At 43.1% G+C, this 18204-nt stretch carries 18 protein-coding genes; all 18 read right to left on the bottom strand.

Going from position 1 to position 18204, the window contains the following annotated elements:
* Nucleotides 1–41: 41 nt before the first annotated feature.
* The 18 genes from purD to ACVBD2_RS00200 all read right to left on the bottom strand — a co-directional run bounded on the left by purD (nucleotide 42) and on the right by ACVBD2_RS00200 (nucleotide 18202).
* Entirely contained in the window at nucleotides 42–1307 is a 1266-nt protein-coding gene (purD, locus tag ACVBD2_RS00285) for a phosphoribosylamine--glycine ligase (RefSeq protein WP_461685799.1), read from the bottom strand.
* 120 nt (nucleotides 1308–1427) lie between these two features.
* Nucleotides 1428–2975 (bottom strand): bifunctional phosphoribosylaminoimidazolecarboxamide formyltransferase/IMP cyclohydrolase, encoded by a 1548-nt coding sequence (gene purH / locus ACVBD2_RS00280; RefSeq protein ID WP_461685798.1) that lies wholly within the window; start codon nucleotides 2973–2975, stop codon nucleotides 1428–1430.
* A gap of 1 nt (nucleotide 2976) precedes the next feature.
* Nucleotides 2977–3441, bottom strand: a complete 465-nt coding sequence (locus ACVBD2_RS00275; protein WP_000571270.1) for a GNAT family N-acetyltransferase — start codon at nucleotides 3439–3441, stop codon at nucleotides 2977–2979.
* Nucleotides 3442–3485: 44 nt separating this feature from the next.
* Entirely contained in the window at nucleotides 3486–4037 is a 552-nt protein-coding gene (gene purN, locus ACVBD2_RS00270; RefSeq protein ID WP_461685797.1) for a phosphoribosylglycinamide formyltransferase, read from the bottom strand.
* Nucleotides 4034–5056, bottom strand: coding sequence for a phosphoribosylformylglycinamidine cyclo-ligase (gene purM / locus ACVBD2_RS00265; protein WP_268717444.1), 1023 nt, complete (start codon nucleotides 5054–5056; stop codon nucleotides 4034–4036). Before purM ends, purN begins: the two co-directional genes overlap by 4 nt.
* 214 nt (nucleotides 5057–5270) lie before the next feature.
* Nucleotides 5271–6713 (bottom strand): amidophosphoribosyltransferase, encoded by a 1443-nt coding sequence (gene purF, locus ACVBD2_RS00260; protein ID WP_000220658.1) that lies wholly within the window; start codon nucleotides 6711–6713, stop codon nucleotides 5271–5273.
* 155 nt (nucleotides 6714–6868) lie between these two features.
* On the bottom strand, nucleotides 6869–10594 hold the full coding sequence (locus ACVBD2_RS00255) for a phosphoribosylformylglycinamidine synthase (RefSeq protein WP_461685796.1): 3726 nt from the start codon (nucleotides 10592–10594) through the stop codon (nucleotides 6869–6871).
* 56 nt (nucleotides 10595–10650) lie between these two features.
* Entirely contained in the window at nucleotides 10651–11358 is a 708-nt protein-coding gene (gene purC, locus ACVBD2_RS00250) for a phosphoribosylaminoimidazolesuccinocarboxamide synthase (protein WP_461685795.1), read from the bottom strand.
* A 167-nt stretch (nucleotides 11359–11525) separates the two neighbouring features.
* The gene (gene comB / locus ACVBD2_RS00245) at nucleotides 11526–12875 is read right to left on the bottom strand and encodes a competence pheromone export protein ComB (protein ID WP_461685794.1); all 1350 of its coding nucleotides are present in this window, start codon (nucleotides 12873–12875) and stop codon (nucleotides 11526–11528) included.
* Between the two features lie 12 nt (nucleotides 12876–12887).
* The gene (comA, locus tag ACVBD2_RS00240) at nucleotides 12888–15041 is read right to left on the bottom strand and encodes a peptide cleavage/export ABC transporter ComA (RefSeq protein WP_461685793.1); all 2154 of its coding nucleotides are present in this window, start codon (nucleotides 15039–15041) and stop codon (nucleotides 12888–12890) included.
* 165 nt (nucleotides 15042–15206) lie between these two features.
* Nucleotides 15207–15401, bottom strand: coding sequence for a hypothetical protein (locus tag ACVBD2_RS00235; protein WP_240956796.1), 195 nt, complete (start codon nucleotides 15399–15401; stop codon nucleotides 15207–15209).
* A 324-nt stretch (nucleotides 15402–15725) separates the two neighbouring features.
* The gene (locus tag ACVBD2_RS00230; RefSeq protein WP_461685792.1) at nucleotides 15726–15935 is read right to left on the bottom strand and encodes a bacteriocin immunity protein; all 210 of its coding nucleotides are present in this window, start codon (nucleotides 15933–15935) and stop codon (nucleotides 15726–15728) included.
* 24 nt (nucleotides 15936–15959) lie between these two features.
* The gene (locus ACVBD2_RS00225; RefSeq protein ID WP_461685791.1) at nucleotides 15960–16148 is read right to left on the bottom strand and encodes a hypothetical protein; all 189 of its coding nucleotides are present in this window, start codon (nucleotides 16146–16148) and stop codon (nucleotides 15960–15962) included.
* A 71-nt stretch (nucleotides 16149–16219) separates the two neighbouring features.
* Nucleotides 16220–16444 (bottom strand): bacteriocin immunity protein, encoded by a 225-nt coding sequence (locus ACVBD2_RS00220; protein WP_461685790.1) that lies wholly within the window; start codon nucleotides 16442–16444, stop codon nucleotides 16220–16222.
* A gap of 500 nt (nucleotides 16445–16944) precedes the next feature.
* A complete protein-coding gene (locus ACVBD2_RS00215) occupies nucleotides 16945–17133 on the bottom strand; it encodes a hypothetical protein (RefSeq protein ID WP_461685789.1) in 189 nt (62 codons plus the stop codon).
* 9 nt (nucleotides 17134–17142) lie between these two features.
* Nucleotides 17143–17310 (bottom strand): bacteriocin, encoded by a 168-nt coding sequence (locus tag ACVBD2_RS00210; protein WP_084868626.1) that lies wholly within the window; start codon nucleotides 17308–17310, stop codon nucleotides 17143–17145.
* Between the two features lie 17 nt (nucleotides 17311–17327).
* Nucleotides 17328–17516 (bottom strand): class IIb bacteriocin, lactobin A/cerein 7B family, encoded by a 189-nt coding sequence (locus ACVBD2_RS00205; protein ID WP_461685788.1) that lies wholly within the window; start codon nucleotides 17514–17516, stop codon nucleotides 17328–17330.
* Nucleotides 17517–17965: 449 nt separating this feature from the next.
* On the bottom strand, nucleotides 17966–18202 hold the full coding sequence (locus tag ACVBD2_RS00200; RefSeq protein ID WP_461685787.1) for an acyl carrier protein: 237 nt from the start codon (nucleotides 18200–18202) through the stop codon (nucleotides 17966–17968).
* Between the last annotated feature and the right edge of the window lie 2 nt (nucleotides 18203–18204).

Genomic DNA, 18204 nt, shown 5'->3' with positions numbered 1-18204 from the left:
TTTGGCTCGCTTTGGCTCGCCATTGACAAATTTAGTATCTGTTAATCTTTTATAGCCTTGCTTCCGATATCTGTTCGGTAAAAGAGGCCTTCTGTTTTTTGTTGGGAGAGTTCTTGATAAATGCTATCTTGGGCTTCTTGAACGGTATCGGCTGTGGTAACTAGCATATAGACACGTCCGCCGTTGGATAGCAATGCTCTGCTATTTTCCGCAAACTTAGCCCCTGCATAGTAGGTGATGATATCGCCTTCTGTCTTAGTTGGCAACTCGACACCCTTTGCATAATCTAGCGGGTAGCCCTTGGATGCGACAACTACACCCAGAGTCACGCCCTTGTCCGTCCACGTGATGTTCGGCTCCTTGCCATCGAGAATATCCGTGATATTTTGCGCAAAGTCAGATGTCAAACGAGGCAAGATAATCTGAGTTTCGGGATCTCCAAATCGAGCGTTAAACTCTATAACCTTTGGACCGTCAGCAGTCAAAATAAGACCCGCGTAAAGGACACCAAGATAGGGGCACCCCTCCTTAATCATGCCTTCAAGGACAGGTTTGACAATGGTCTCCACTGCTGTGTCAACCACACTTTGTGGCAAGTGAGGAACTGGCGCATAAGCTCCCATACCGCCCGTGTTAGGGCCCTTGTCGCCGTCATAGGCACGTTTATGGTCCTGAGCCGTTGGCATGATGTAGAACTTGTCCCCATTGACAAAGGCAAAGAGAGAGAACTCTTCTCCGTCAAGGAATTCCTCGATGACCACTCGCGCCCCCGAGTCACCGAACTTATTGTCTAAGAGCATCTCGTGAGCGGCTTCGACCGCTTGTTCAACTGTCTCAGCAACGACAACACCTTTCCCAAGAGCCAAGCCATCCGCCTTGACGACGATTGGAGCACCTTTCTCCTCGATATAAGCCTTGGCCTCCTCGAAATCTGAAAATGTGCCATAGGCTGCTGTCGGAACGTCATATTTGACCATGATTTCCTTAGCAAAATCCTTGGACCACTCCAGCTCCGCTGCAGCCCTAGTCGGACCAAAAGTCTTGAGCCCAGCTTTGTTAAAATCATCCACGATACCAGCAGCAAGGGCATCATCTGGCCCGATGAAGGTCCAAGCAATATCGTTGGCCTTTGCAAACTCAATTAACTTAGAATGTTCGGAAATAGCGATGTTTGCCAATTCCAGACCATCCAGAGTCATCCCGTCATTTCCAGGAGCTACAAAGACATTTTCAACGTCTTTTGATTCAAGCAACTTCTTAGCAATGGCATGTTCACGACCACCAGAACCGACAACTAACAGCTTCATCTTTCAACCTCTTTTGCGAATTATTTACTAATATTATACCATAAACGTTCGTTTTAATCTTGTTTTGCTCCGTGTTTTTACGCAAAAAAGGAAAGAAACTGTTTTCTTTCCTTTACGTTCTTAATGTCTAAAATGTCTCACTCCTGTGAAGACCATTGTCAATCCATATTTATCAGCAGCTTCGATGGATTCTTGGTCACGGACGGAGCCTCCAGGCTGGATGATGGCCTTAATTCCTGCTTTGGCGATTTCTTCCACGTTATCCGCAAAAGGGAAGAAGGCATCGGAAGCAAGCACAGCGCCGTCAAGGCGATCTTTAGCTTGGTCAATGGCGATACGTACAGAGGCCACACGGTTAGTTTGACCCGGGCCAACTCCCAGTGTCATATGGTCGTTGGTGATGATGATACCGTTTGATTTGACATACTTGATAGCTTTCCAAGCAAATTCAAGGGCAGTCGCTTCTGTCTCAGTTGGCTGACGTTTGGTCACCACTTGCCAGTCAGCTGGGCTTTCTTTGACTACGTCTTGGTTTTGCACCAGAAGTCCACCTACTACACCTGTGTATTCTGCTTCCACCTCGCTAGCGTCTTGGGCATCAAATGGCAAGGCAAGGATACGCAAGTTTTTCTTTTTGTTGGTCAAAATGGCTAGCGCTTCATCCGTATAGCTCGGTGCAATGATGATTTCAAGGAAAATGCCGTGCATCTTCTCAGCTGTCGCAGCATCCACCTCACGGTTGAGGACGACAATTCCACCAAAGATAGACACTGGGTCAGACTCATAAGCATAGTCCCAAGCAGTTTCGATGTCATCAGCTTGACCAATTCCACATGGGTTCATGTGTTTGAGAGCCACAACAGTTGAACGGTCTTTGAAATCACGAATAATACGAATGGCCGCATCCGCGTCACGAATGTTATTGAAGGACAATTCCTTACCGTTGAGCTGTTTCGCTGATGCAATCGAATAGTCAGTCGGCAAAGCTTTTTGGTAGAAGTCCGCATCCTGCTGAGGGTTTTCCCCATAGCGCATGGCTTGCTTGAGGTCATAGGTCAAAGTGAGTTTTTCTGGTTTTGCTTCACCCACTTGAGCTGTGAAGTATTCTGCAATCAAGGCATCATAAGCTGCTGTGTGACGGAAAACCTTAGCTGCCAAACGTTGACGCGTTTCGTAAGTCGTTTCATCATTGGCTGACAACTCGTCCAAAACCACTGCATAGTCAGCAGGGTCTACCACAACCGTTACGCTAGCGTGGTTTTTAGCTGCTGAACGAAGCATGGATGGCCCCCCGATATCGATATTTTCAACTGCGTCAGCGTACGTCACGTCTGGTTTGAGGATTGTTTCCTTGAAAGGATAGAGGTTGACCACTACAAGGTCGATAAGCTCGATCTTATTGTCCTTAGCCGCCTCAAGGTGGCTATCGAGATCACGACGAGCGAGGAGCCCACCATGGATATTTGGGTGAAGGGTCTTGACACGACCGTCCATCATTTCTGGGAAGCCCGTCACATCATCAATCGCAATGGTCTCCACCCCAGCATTGTCAAGGGCAACCTTTGTCCCACCTGTTGAGATAATCTCCCAACCGAGTTTTTTAAGTTCTTGGGCAAATTCAACAATGCCCGCTTTGTCTGAGACGCTGATTAAGGCCTTTTTCGTCATTCTATTCCTCTTTCTTTAGATCCAAGCGCATAGCGACTTCGTTATTTTCTTCTATAAATCCTGTTTCCTGAAAACCCAGACTAGTCAACAGGTGCTTCATTTTTTCATTTCCAACCACATAATCTGCGATAATATGACTGTAAGCTCTATCCATCTGAGCCTCTTTGATTAGAACTTCCAAGGCTTTTCGACCATAACCTCTTCCTTGGTACTGCTGACCAATCATTATCCGCCAGATAAAGTATTCCGCTTCATTCTTGTCTATTTCTAGCAGGAGAAAGCCAACCACTTGCTTATCCCAATAGATTGCCATCGGAAACACATCTTCGTTTTTCCGGTAGAGCCATGCATCAGCTAAAGAGCGCACATTTGGAGCTACGAAACGTGCTCGTTCATCAGCTTCTGATATTTTCAAATCCAGCACTGCCTGAAAACTGCTCTCATCTACCAATTTCAGTTCAATCATTTTTTCTCCTAGCAAGATTGCGTAACCAAAACTTGATTTACTTCTTACCTTCTCTCCACTCCCAAGCTATCCAGCACCTCCGGATACAACTTGTACTCAGTCTCATGAATGCGAGCTTCAAAGCTTTCGATGGTATCATCAGCTAGACGTGGCACACGAACTTGCTTGATAACCTTTCCTGTATCCACACCAGAGTCTACCCAGTGAATGGTCACGCCACTATCAGCAACCCCAGCATTCCAAGCGTCCTCAATTCCATGAGCTCCTGGAAATTCGGGCAGGTAGGCTGGATGGATATTGATAATACGCCCCTCATAGGCTCCAAGTAAGGTTGGCCCAACGATTTTCATGTAGCCGGCGAGGCAAACCAAGTCAATCTGGTGTTCTTCCAAGAGTTCGACAAGGGCTGCTTCGTAGTCCACCTTGTTCTCAAACTCCTTGAGTTCAAAAGCATAGGACAGGACGCCGAGCTTTTCTGCCCGCTCGAGCACATAGGCGTCACGATGGTCTGAAAAGACAAATTCCACCGGAAATTCTTCGGCAATCACCTGAAAATTTGAGCCATTACCAGAGGCAAAAACCGCTATTTTTTTCATTTGATAATGACACTTTCGTTTTCTTTCTTGACGATGCGACCAATTTCATAGACTGGTTCATCCAACAATTCCTTGACACGACCTACATTTTTAGGGCTAACTGCCAGCATGAGTCCCACACCCATATTGAAGATTTCAAACATTTCCTCATGCTTGATTTCACCGTATTTTTCAAGGGCTCTGAAAATCGGGAGGACTGGAACTTTGCTTTCCTCAATCTCAGCAGCCAGGTCAGCCGCAAACATACGAGGAACATTTTCAATAAAACCCCCACCTGTGATGTGAGCAATACCGTTGACCAACTCTTCTTTGATGAGGGGCAAGACAGCCTTGACATAGATACGAGTCGGCTCAAGAAGGACTTCCTTGAGTTTCTTGCCTTCCAATTCTGGTAAGACTTCCTCACCCGTGTAGTCGGCAAAAACACGGCGAACCAGAGAGTAACCATTTGAGTGAATCCCACTTGACGCAAGTCCGAGAAGAACATCACCTTCTGCCACCTTTGAACCGTCAATGATTTGAGATTTTTCTGCCACACCGACCGCAAAACCAGCCAGGTCATAGTCATCTTCGCCATACATACCTGGCATTTCAGCTGTTTCCCCACCGATGAGGGCTGCGCCTGCCTGCACACAGCCTTCTGCCACACCAGCAACGACTTGTTCTAGTTTAGCTGGTTCATTCTTGCCAGTCGCTACATAGTCAAGGAAGTAAAGAGGCTCCGCACCTGCAGCGATGATGTCATTGACACACATGGCCACACAGTCCTGCCCAATCGTATCATGCTTGTCGTACTTGATGGCCAGCATGAGCTTGGTTCCGACACCGTCAGTCCCTGAAATCAAGACAGGCTCTTTGACACCTGTTTTTGAGAGGTCAAACATGCCACCGAAACCACCAAGAGCTCCCATGACACCCGCACGCTCCGTACGAGCCACGTGCTTTTTGATTCGTTCAACAACTTCATAACCCGCTTCAACATCTACACCCGACTGGGCGTACGCATTTTTATTTGCCATTTTATTTTTCCTTTTCTTTGAGAAGATTGCGACGTATTTTTAGATAAACAATTATTTTATCTAAAAATACTAGTCAGGGCTCTAGCTTTGGTCCCATAGGGCAAAGCGTCTACTGACAAATGCTTTAGCTTTTAGTCAGTAGCGAGACGTGGAGCATAAGCATTTTTATTTGTCATCTTCTCTTCCTTTCCTTTCATGGAGAGTCTTTATCCATCTATTTGTAAAAACTGGTCTTATCCCCCAAACTTCTACGATAGTCTTCCTCATAGTCGTAGAGAGGAGTTGGGTAGTTGCCGTCAAAGTAAGCGACACAAAGACCACCGTTTGGCGCATCTGTTTCGATGCCGATAGAATCAATCAAGCCATCAATCGAAAGATAGGTCAGGCTATCCGCACCAATGATTTGGCGAGTTTCTTCGACTGTATGATTAGCCGCAATCAACTCCTGACGCGTCTGGATATCAATCCCGTAGAAACATGGATAAGCCAGCGCTGGACTACCAATGGCAACGTGAACCTCAGACGCACCTGCTTCTTTCAAAAGCTGAACGATACGGCGAGAGGTTGTCCCACGAACAATGGAATCATCAATCATGACCACACGTTTGCCTTTGACAACGCCCGAAACAGCAGACAGTTTCATCCGCACCCCTTGCTCCCGCAATTCTTGAGTCGGTTGGATAAAGGTGCGTTGCGTGTATTGGTTTTTGATGAGACCCATTTCATTTGGCAGACCAGATTCTTCTGCAAATCCCATAGCTGCGCTGAGTGAGGAATTTGGCACACCGACCACAATATCTGCTTCGTGCTTGAACTCACGCGCTAATTGGGCCCCCATACGTTTGCGAGCTGTATGGACGTTGACACCATGGATATTAGAGTCAGGACGGGCAAAATAAATATACTCCATAGAGCAAATCGCCAACTGGGTATCATTCGTATAGCTATCGTACTGAATCCCATTGTCATCTACGATTACAATCTCTCCTGGTTTTACATCGCGAATCCACTCAGCACCAATAACTTCAAAAGCACAGGTTTCTGACGAAACCACCACCGCTCCGTTTGCCATTTTCCCAATAGAAAGTGGACGGAAGCCATTAGGATCAAGAGCCGCAATCAACTTGTCCTCAAACAGCAGGATATAAGCAAATCCACCTTTGACAAGGCTAAGCGCCTCTTTGATTTTGCCCATCAAGTTGGGATTGTGACTCCGACGAATGAGGTGAGCCAAGATTTCCGAGTCCGAAGTTGAACTGAAAATAGCTCCTCTTTGTTCCAATTCTTTCTTGAGCGATTCGGCATTGGTCAAGTTTCCGTTATGAGCAAGTCCAAACTGCATATCATGAAAGCGAAAGAGGAAGGGCTGGATGTTGTCAACAGAAGCTTCGCCAGCAGTCGCATAACGCACATGCCCAATCGCGCTCGTTCCAGTTAGTTTATCCAAATTAGCTGGATTTCTGAATACTTCTGATAAAAGCCCCATATCACGATGACGCTTCAATTGCCCCTGATCATTGGAGAGGATTCCTGCCCCCTCCTGACCACGGTGCTGAAGACTATGGAGACCAAAATAGGTCAATTTAGCAGCATCTGGATGCCCCCAGATACCGAAAACACCACATTCTTCATTAAGAGATTTTACTTCGTATGTCATTTTATATACCTAATTTTTATTTTTGCATCATTCCTTCAGTAGAGCCGAACGATACGGTAGAAGCTCGTTGCACTCGCAAAACAAACCTTTTACAATCATCAAGAGCTACATGGCTTTTACATTACTGATATTGTCTATCGGAAAAAACACAAATCTTACTTTCCAGTAAAGTATTTAACAGCCGACGCGAACAGGTGCTGGTCTTTATTTCCTGGGATGTTTTGGAAGAGACCGTCTTCATAACGTTCTGAGTGTCCCATTTTACCGATGATTTGACCATTCTTGCTGGTAATTCCTTCGATGGCATTTACAGAACCATTCGGATTGTACTTAGAATCCATACTTGGTTTGCCGTCAAAGTCAACGTATTGGCTAAAGATTTGACCATTGGCACGGAGCTCTGCAAATTCCTCAGCCGTCACGACAAATTTCCCTTCACCGTGCGATACTGGGATGGCATGGATATCGCCCACTTGTACTCCAGCTAACCATGGTGAGTTGGTATTGGCAATTCGAGTTTCCACCATCTTAGCCACGTGCTGGTTGGCATCATTGTAGAAGAGGGTTGGGCTAGTACTGTTAGCATCCTCGAAGTTCCCGTATGGAAGAAGACCTGATTTGACCAAGGCCTGGAACCCATTACAGATACCGATAATCAAGCCACCACGAGCGATAAAGCTATCAATAGCTACACGCACTTTTTCATTGAGCAGGATGTTGACGATAAACTTAGCTGATCCATCCGGCTCATCCGCAGCTGAGAAACCACCTGCAAAGAATAGGATATTAGCCTTGCCGATATTGTCAACCATAGTTTCAACTGACTTGACAATAGCCTCTTCATTCAAGGTCACGAATGGCACCAAGTTAACCTCTGCACCTTCTTTTTCAAATGCCTTGGCTGAGTCGTATTCTGAGTTGGTTCCTGGGAAGACTGGAATGTAAACCACCGGTTTTTCAATAGTTTCTTTGGCTTTGATGACTGCGTTAGAAGCGACAGCTGGCACTTCAGCCAATTCTTTAGCTTGGGCAAATTCAGTTGGGTAAACTTCTTCCAGTTTTCCTTGGAAGGCACTGTCAAGTTTCTGTCCATCTAACTTCACACCGTTGACAACGAGTGTAAAGTCTGCGCTTGTTTGTCCAATCTTCTCTATTCCAGCAATTTCTTGAGGAGATGTGAAGACAAATCCACCCAATTGAGCTGTCAAAGCTGTTTCAAGTTCAGGCAAGGTCACCTCTGCACCGATATGGTTCCCAAAGGTAGCAAGAGCCAAACTTTCAAGCACACCACCGTATTTGACAGCTGAAGCTGCCGACACTTTGTGAGTTGCTTGGATAGCTTCAAATTGAGCAAAATTAGACTTGATAAGATCAAAGTCAATCTCTTGTGCTAGGGCTTGGCCTGGGATGTAGTAGATGTTTTCACCAACAGCCTTGAACTCAGGAGAAAGCACCTTACGGCTATCTGCTGTTGTCACCCCAAAGGCAACCAAGGTTGGCGGTACAGTCAATTCTTCAAAAGTACCAGACATAGAGTCCTTACCACCGATAGATGGCAAGCCAAGCTGGATTTGTGCTTCGATAGAACCTAGGAGAGCTGCTACTGGCTGACCGAAACGCTCAGCTTGTTTGTCCATCCTCTCAAAATACTCTTGGTATGAGAAACGAGCCTTAGACCAATTGGCACCAGCAGCCACTAAACGAGCAGTCGCTTCGATAACCGCATAAGCAGCACCGTGGTATGGAGACCATTCTGCCACATAAGGGTTGAAACCTTGCGCCATGACAGACGCAGTATTGGTCACCCCGTGCTGAACTGGCAATTTCTGGACAGATGCCTCAGTTGGTGTGAGTTGGTAGCGACCGCCAAGTGGGTGATTGACTGTAGAACGACCGACCGAACAGTCAAAGATGGTCTGCAAGCCTTTTTGACTTGCATGGTTGAGATCAGATAGAACCGCAAGGGTATCTGCTTCAAGTGTGTCAACATTGGTTGTGCGTTCTTCTGGGAGTTTGATATCCTTGTCCACAACCTTGGCATCAACGACTACGCGCACACCGTTTGTATCAAGGAAACGACGTTCCAAGTCAACAATCGTTTCACCATTCCAGTGCATGACAAGATTTGGTTTTTCAGTCACTGTTGCAACGACAACAGCGTCAATATTTTCTTTATTACATTCTGCAACGAAGGCATCTACGTCCTCAGGACGCACCACAACTGCCATCCGTTCTTGTGATTCAGAAATGGCAATTTCTGTACCATTCAAGCCTTGGTATTTAAGAGGCACTTTATTAAGGTCGATTTCAAGACCATCTGCCAATTCACCGATGGCTACACAGACACCGCCTGCTCCAAAGTCGTTGGATTTCTTGATAAGACGAGTAACATCTCCATTACGGAAAAGACGTTGAATCTTGCGTTCTTCGATGGCATTCCCTTTTTGAACCTCAGCACCAGCAGTCTCTACAGACTCAACTGTTTGAACCTTAGAAGATCCCGTTGCACCACCGACACCATCACGTCCAGTCTTCCCACCGAGCAAGATAATCACATCGCCGGCTTCCGGTTTTTCACGGACTACATTTTCCTTAGGAGCAGCACCAACAACGGCACCTAGCTCCATGCGTTTAGCTACAAAGCCTGGGTGGAAGTATTCACGAACGTAAGTCGTCGCAAGACCAATCTGGTTACCATACGAAGAATAACCATGAGCCGCTGTCTTAGAAATGACTTGTTGTGGCAATTTCCCAGCACGCGTTTCTGAAATCGGAGCAGTAATATCACCAGCACCTGAGATACGCATAGCTTGGTAAACATATGAGCGGCCTGACAACGGGTCACGAATGGCGCCACCGATACAAGTAGCCGCTCCACCAAATGGCTCAATTTCCGTTGGGTGATTGTGGGTTTCGTTTTTAAACATGAGGAGCCAAGGTTCCTTGACACCATCAACGTCCACTTCGATTTCAACCGAGCATGCATTGATTTCGTCAGACACTTCCATATCGTCCAAACGACCATTAGCACGCTCATAACGACCGAAAATAGTCGCCATATCCATCAAGGTTTGTGGCTTTTCAGACCGACCTAGTTCCTCACGCATGGCAATATACTTGTCATAAGTCGCCTGCAATTGCTTTTGGAATTTAGAAGCTGAGAAATCAATCTGTTTCAACTCTGTCTCAAAAGTCGTGTGACGACAGTGGTCAGACCAATAAGTGTCCAAAACCTTGAGCTCCGTCTCAGTTGGCACGCGCCCGATTGACTTGAAGTAGTCTTGGATAAAGAGCAAATCATCCACTTCCATGGCCATCCCTTGCTCGGCCTTGTAGTGAGCAAAATCTTCTGCCGTATAGCTTTCAAAGAAGGTCAATTTAGGAATGGTCTTGTCTGACTCTGAAAATTCCTGCTTGGCAATTCCTTTCGTGATGTCCTTGAAACGAGAATCAACTGGGTTGAGTAAATAGTTCTTGACTGCTTCCAACTCAGTCGCATCAATATCTTTATTAACCAAGTAAAGTTGAGCTGTATTGACCGTCACATCACTCGAACTTCCCAGCAAAAGTAAGGCTTCTTGCGAAGATGCTGCACGTTGGTCAAACTGCCCCGGAAGGCTTTCAATGGCAAAGAAAGCATAGTTGGCAAGATCCGCCTGCACGGCAGCTTCATCCAAGACATGGTCTGTCACCTGCTCAGAGAAGATGTGTTTCTCTGCAGGCGCAAACAAGTCCTCTGCCAAATCAAAAACATCATACACTTGCACGATACGAATACTTTTCAAGCTTGAAAGTCCCAAACTGTGCTGGAGTTCTCTTACCAAACTCTCTGACTTAACCTGAAAATCAGCCTTTTTTTCAACAAAAATACGTTTATCCATCAATTCTTATTCCTTTATTTCAGCTCTTGCAATATTCCCAAACAGCCTTTAGGTTATTACTTCAACTCCTGCAATTTCTCCCAGACAATCTCGTAAACGTCTGTTAATTCACCCAGTCCTCTACGGAAAACATCCTTGTCCATGTGGTTGCCATCCGCATCCCACAAACGGCAGTTATCTGGTGAAAATTCGTCTGCCAAGATAATCTTACCATCCTTGTCAAAACCGAACTCTAGCTTAAAGTCAATCAATTTAAGGCCAATCTCTGCAAACCAAGCTTTCAAGAGCTCATTGATACGACGGGTTTCTTCCTTCAAGTAGGCAATCTGCTGGTCATCCGCAATCTGTAGGAATTTTACATGCTCGTCATTGATAAAGGGATCATCCAAATCATCATTTTTATAGTAAAATTCGACAATTGGAGTCTCAAATGCGATACCTTCATCAACGCCAAAACGTTTTGAAAAGGAACCAGCCGTGTAGTTGCGGAGCACAACTTCCAAAGGAATAATCTCAACCTTTTTATTGAGCTGTTCCGTATCCGAAAGTTTCTCCACAAAGTGAGTCGCTACACCAGCAGCATTTAACTTTTCAAAAATAAAAGATGAAATCTGATTATTCAAGACTCCCTTGCCCGCAATCTGCTCCTTCTTGACACCGTTGAAAGCAGTCGCCTGGTCCTTGTAAGTTGAAATAATGAGATTTTCATCCTCAGTTGTATAGATATCTTTGGCTTTTCCCGAATAGATCAATTCTTTTGACATTTTAAAGTTCGCCTTTCGTATTTCTTTACTTCATTCTACTACAAAATAACAAAAATAGCAATAATTTGCGAACGACTGCGAAGATACCTCTTTTTAACATTAAGAAAAACTGTAAAATCAAAACATTTTACAGTTTTAAAAGTATAATATCGCGTTAAAAACAAACATTATTCTCTGTTCAAAAATTGATCCCAAAAATAACGGAGGTAACTTTTCTTTCCCGTAATCATCTGCAGGCGACCTTCTAAACCATAACGAAGTTTTTCAGCCTGCTCAGAAGTCAGATGGGTCTCCGCCTCAATTTTAAAGAAATTTCCTTGTTCAGTCTTTGTAGCTGTCGCATCAATACTTGTAATCGTAGAATCCAGGAAAATTTGATTCTTCGCATCATTAGTCGTAGTATAACGGACAGAGTCCCCAATCTTGACTCTAGCAACATCTTTTGAACTGAGATAGGCTGTGAGTTTGGTTTTTCCTTCTTTTTCCAAGGATGGGTAGAGCTGGGCTAGCAGGGTTCCTTCTGCGGCCATGGTAGAATCACTGGTCTCAGGATTGAGGTGAAGCACCCCATCTTCACTTGCTGTAATCTTCCCTTTATCTAGGAGACCTCCCTGTACCTTCTTACCCGATTCCGCTTCCAAAATTTTCTGATCTAAAAGGGTTAATTCCTGACCAACTTTGACTAGGTGCTGAGATTTAAGTGATTCCAGTTGACTATCCAGTCCCGTTGCGTGGGCTTGCTGAGCCCCAGAACCCGCATACTGTACACGATACGTAGCTAGACTAGACTCTAGCTGGGCAATTTGAGCATCCACTTGCGCAATAACTTGCGATTTAGCTTGCGGATCTTCTTCACCTTGGTTTTTATAGGTCTGGTAAAAAGAGTAGACTGGATTCTGACTATCCAGTTGATCTCCCTTTTCAATCGCTGACTTGGCTGTTTTGTAGTCTCGGATTTTTTCCTCTGTTTGGCTGATAAGATTGCCAATCTCAGCCTGACTCTGACTTGCTGCCGCATTTTGCGAGGAGATGCTGGCATTTTGCTGAGAAACATTACTTCTTAGACCATTCGCTTGGCTGATATAATCTCGAAACATCTCCTGGTAACCAAACTTATCCGCCTCTGGAAATTGATCACTCCCCTCTTTCAAACTAGATTGCAAATACCCCAACTGCTTTTTTTGATCCTTTAGCATCTCCAATTGACTGGCATATGCTTCAACCTGGACAGCCTCCGCCCCTTGCTGGTACTCAACGAGCAGATCTCCTTGCTTGACCAACTTGTTTTCTTCCAGATAGTTCCCCACAATGCGTTGATTGCTAGTCGACTGGATATTGGCAATGATCCGACTAGGTTCGACAGTCGCTCTGGTAGACAAACTAATCTCCTTCTCTGCAAAGACTGCAAATCCCAGTAAAAACACGAGCAGAAGTGACATAGGTAAAATCACCCGACTGGAAAAATTATGGTAACGACGATTATAAAACTCCGCACTTTCTAAAAATTCTGGTTTCATCTTCTCCTCTTTCTAGCTATTGACCAAATGGGCGTAAAAGCCATCCTGTGCAAGCAAGTCTGCATGGGTGCCTTCTTCGACAATCTTGCCCTGATCCAGGACAACAACCTTCTCTGTCCTCTCAGCAATAGTCAAGCGGTGGGCAATGAAAATCAAGGTCTTGTCCAAAGCCATAAGATTATCCACAATCCGCTTCTCTGTCAAAATATCCAAACTGCTGGTCGCCTCGTCCAATATCAAAACAGGTGCATCCGTTAAAAGAGCACGCGCCAGAGCAATTCTCTGACGTTGTCCACCTGAAATCCCTGCCCCATCCGAAGTTAATTCTGTTTGGTAATTCAGGGGCATGCGCTCAATATCCTCCCGAATCTCGGCCAACTCAACCGCCCGTAAGATGTCTTCCTGAGTCGTCCCCTCCTTGGCTCCAAGGAGAAGATTCTCCAAAATCGTTCCGTTAAAGACATAGGGCTGTTGAGGCAGGTAGTTGATGTACTGGCGCAGGGCTTTTTTATCAATCTGATTGAGATTGACACCACCCAGACTAATCTCTCCCTGACTTGGATCGTAGAAATTAACCATCATCTTGGCCAAAGTCGTCTTACCGGATCCCGAAATCCCCACAAAAGCCATCTTAGACCCTTGCGGAATGGTCAAATTGATATCCGACAAGACATCTCGCCCATAGCCATACTTATAGTGAACCTGCTTAAAGATCATATCTCCCTTCATCATGCTCAAATCTTCGACTGTTTTCTTCTCCTCAAACTCCGAAGCTACTAGATAAACCTCATTTAAACGATTATTGGCAACCTGCGCTGTCTGAAGTTTGGTTTGTAGGTTGATGATATTTTCCAAAGGATTGGTAAAGTAAACAAGCAAAGTATTATAGGTAATCAGCTGACCCAAACTCATTTTCCCATCCATGACGAGAACTGCTCCCATCCAGAGAACACCAACATTGAGCAGGAGCTGGGCAACTTTTTTCAGAGCCTTTTGCTGGCTTTCTGCCCGACTATAGGTAAAGGATTTTTTCAGATAAGCTACAAATTCCTTATCAATCTTTTGATAGCGTGAACTTTCACTGGTCAAAGACTTAATGGTCTCAATACCGTTGATGTCCTCGATGATGGAAGAAGACAGAACCGCATTGGCTTCCATGGTATCACGATTCATCTTTTCAAAAGGCTTCATAAAGGCAAAGATAATCACTGTATAAATGGGAAGTGCAAGCAGACTAATGAAAAAGAGCGTTATATTTTGTGAAAACAAGACAAGCGAGATAATCAAAATCGTCGACACATCCAGGAAAATCGAAAGAATGGTCGAAGCTAGCGCGTCGATGATACTGTTGGCATCTGTAAAACGAGACACGATTTCTCCTGTCCTGCGTGTCGCAAAAAAGGACATTGGCAGGTGAAAAACATGCTTGATGTAGGACAAAATCACATCAATGGACAGGCGTTGTCCCAGGACAAGTAAGAGGTATTCCTGCGCATAAGATAAAATCTGCTGGAGGATATAGACGATGACCAGCCCTATTGAGATGATACCCAAGGTCGAACGCATCTGATCTGGCACATAGGTATCAATGATAGACTGCAGATAATAAGAACCCACAATGTTAATCAGGGTTACCAAGAGTGTTGCCAAAACGATATTGGCAATCAAGCCACGCTGCTTCACTAATATAGGGATAAAAGAGAGCAGACCATTCTTTTGATCCTTATGAGGCTTGTAGTCTGGAGATGGCGCCATAAAGAGACTGACCCCTGTCCATTCTTGCGCAAATCGCTCACGGGAAATCTTGGTCAACTTGACACCAGGATCTGGATCAGCGATATGGATCGTTTTCTTATCCTGACCTGTCACCACATAGTAGTGGTGCAATTTCCCTTCCTTGAGCACATGAGCCACAAAGGGAAAGGTCAAATCTGGCAAGTCAAAGAGCGTCATATCCGCCTTGATAGCACGCGTCTCAAAGCCAAGCTCCTCTGCTACCTTTACAATACCCAAAGCAGTCGTCCCATCCATGGTCGTCTTGGCCAACTCTCGTAGATGAGCCAAGGAGTAATAACTACCGTAGTAGCCAAATACCATAGCCAAGGAAGCCACGCCACAATCCATCTGATCCACCTGAGGACGGTAGTGCCTTTTCTTAAATTTCATATCCTTCTCCTTTTTTCTAACAATCTCTTAAAAACTTTGTAAGATTATTTTAACCAAACAAGGAAGAAATGAGGGAATTATTTCTGAAAAAACAATATCCACGCCTAAACAGCACTTTTTGTCAAAGAAAATAGGCAGAACAAACGTCCTACCTAGATCATTCAATTACACAGATTTCTTACCTTTCCCACTTCTTTTGTGAATGGTGTATAAAACGATAAACGCAAACACCGGGGGCACCATATAACTATTTTCACTCATTGTTACTTGAAATCCAAGAGTTGCTAGTATCGTAAAGATAAAAATATTCATCAAAAATAGGAAAATGAATACAAGAATAGATTTTAAAATCTTAGTCATTTTCGTCCTCATTGCCTTCTTTAGCCGTTATTTTCCGGATAGTATGGTATTTTACCGCTATGTAAATGATTAAAAGAAGTAGGGGATAAGAGAACAAGTCTGAAACTTCCATAAAATTTACACCATACTTTCCTGGCAATAGTTTATAGTCCATTAAAACTTGAATGCTAGAAAGCACAATACGTACTAGTAGAAGTCCTCCTAATAACATCACTTCTTTTTTAACATACAGACACCTTCCTCACTAAATGTAGATTACGGTTCATTGGTCTAACACTTCAAGATTGCTTTTATGCTGGAGCTACAGAAATCAGACCCATGTTATCATCGTTTGTTATCTTTTTCTTCACTTCTATAAAGTAAGATAAAGGTCATCAAGAATAATGAAATCGTAGGCATATCAAAATATTCAAACCATGTAGGTAGATGTATCTTGTTTACATCAACTACGATTCTAATAATTAGATAAGCCATCGAGCTAAATAATACAGTGGTCTCTGCCCAAGCTTTTCGTAGTAATTGAACAACTTTCATCCCAAACTCCAATCTGACGGTCCATCAATTTCCAATCGTACTTTCTTTTGTTTTGTACTTGTATCCTACATAAAACAGACCAAGCAGAATTGGATAGGTTTCTGGATAAAACAAGGTATTGATCGGTTTTTTCAAAATCAAATACGTTGCGATGTAGATAATGAGTGATACGATAAAATACCCCTCAGCAAAACCTAATAAGAATTTTTTCATGATAGACTCCTATTTACCTGAAAAGAAAGGCGGGAAAACTCCGCCATTTACATGCACAAAATCCTTTTCATTCAGATTGATCTTTTATAGTTTTGATTATTTTTTGACAAATCTTTACAAAAAATACCAAAATAGCCCGAAGCAAGCAAACCAACTAAAGTCCACTGCCAATTAAAGGATACTAATGAACCTGTACGAATCACTTGAAGTACAAGATGCAGGCCGATTGCCAACAAAGGAAATACAGTGGCTAATTTAGGTAAGAGTGTGTTGAGATTAATGTTGTGATTGTTCATTATCTAACGCCCTCTAAGAGTCAAACCCTCTTCTGTCATGACATTAATTTTCTCTTTCCGTTTTTCCATTGTTTTATTCTCTCCTTTTTAAATAATACTGGCTAATCCAATAGCTACTTCAACCAAAAGCCCTACTATTCCTGAAGCTGATATAATAATTGCTGTAAATTCTTCTGAAATATCCATGTTCTCTCCTTATCTTATTCGTTGATAATCACTAAAAATGATCAATCCAGTATCAAGTTCTCATTCACAATTACTAAAAAATCTTTAGAGATTATACATTTCTAAAGATCTTTAAAATAATTTGTCTCCATACCTTATTTTTTTGATGTGCATAAATAACCCATCATCACAATAAGCATTGAAACCAAGAATTCCGATATCAAATAGTTCTCAATCTAAAGGTAATCATATCTTAATAGCCTAGAATACAAAGTGCCCTGCCAATTTTTTAGATTTTTCATGCAAACACACTTTTTATTCCTTCATAACAGACATTAATTCTTAATTCTATTATTTTTTATCTCATACTGATACCCTACATAAAACAATCCTAACAGAAAAGGATATGTTTCTGGATAAAACAAGGTATTGATCGGATTTTTCAAAATCAAATACGTTGCGATATAGATAATGAGTGATACGATAAAATATCCCTCAGCAAATCCTAATAAGAATTTTTTCATGGTAGACTCCTATTTACCTGACAAGAGTGCTCGAGTTGTTAAAATAGCTCCACCTGTATATACAAAACCTTTTACAAAACCGACTGCCACAGGGATAAGAAGAGGAAAGGCTCCCCCTTGAATTTCCTGCAAGTCCGTATCAGTCATTGTTTCAAATTTTAAAATAGATTTTTCCATATCATCTCCTCCTTCTATTACCATCTACTCGTCATATAATTATAACCTGCAATTCCTGCTGCAGTAATTCCACCAGCAATTTTAGCTACTGTCACAGGATTAGCAATCATCCAAGCTACAATCGGCCATGCTCCCCCATCCACATCCATCAACTCTTCTTCTGTAAGAGTTACAAAGTTCTGTTCCATTTTGTCAAAGTTTGTCATCTTTTTTCTCCTTTATTTCTATTTTTTAGTTTACGACTTCTAGATTTTAAACCATTTTAAAAACCAGATTGGATAAATTACTGAAATCATTTTTTCTCTCCTTCCTTTTCTTCTCACTTATCTATTCGAGAAGTGATTTAAAATGAACAGGTAAATTTCATTTATTTTAAATACCATTTGATAAACCATGGCAATAAGATTGGTAAATACATCACGTAGTCTCCTTCCTTTTTCCTTACCTATCTATTCGAAAAACAATTCGAAAATGAACAATTAATTCATTTTTATTTTAAAAACCACTTGATGTACCATGGATACAAGATTGGCATGTACATGAACGTTCCTCCTTTTTTCTTTCTCATCTCTTTATTCGCAATTTCTATAAAAATTTTAACGTTTTTCTTTTTTCTGCAAACAAAAAAACAACATGACTTGCATGTTGCTTTTTGCTATATCTTACCTTTAATAGTTCTGACCACATCTGCTACACTTTGCAATTGATCAATTTCCTCATCGCTGATCTCGATACCAAATTCATCTTCTAGCGTCAAGACAAACTCCATCAAGTCCACTGAGTCTGCATCAAGGTCGTCTTTCAAACTCAAGGTTTCTGTCACGACAAAGTCCTCTCCCTGTCGTTCTTGGATAATGGTCACAATACGGTCAAAAATTTCTTTTTCTGTCATTT

The sequence above is a fragment of the Streptococcus sp. KHUD_018 genome (assembly GCF_054861215.1).
This window is presented reverse-complemented; position numbering and strand designations above follow the sequence as displayed.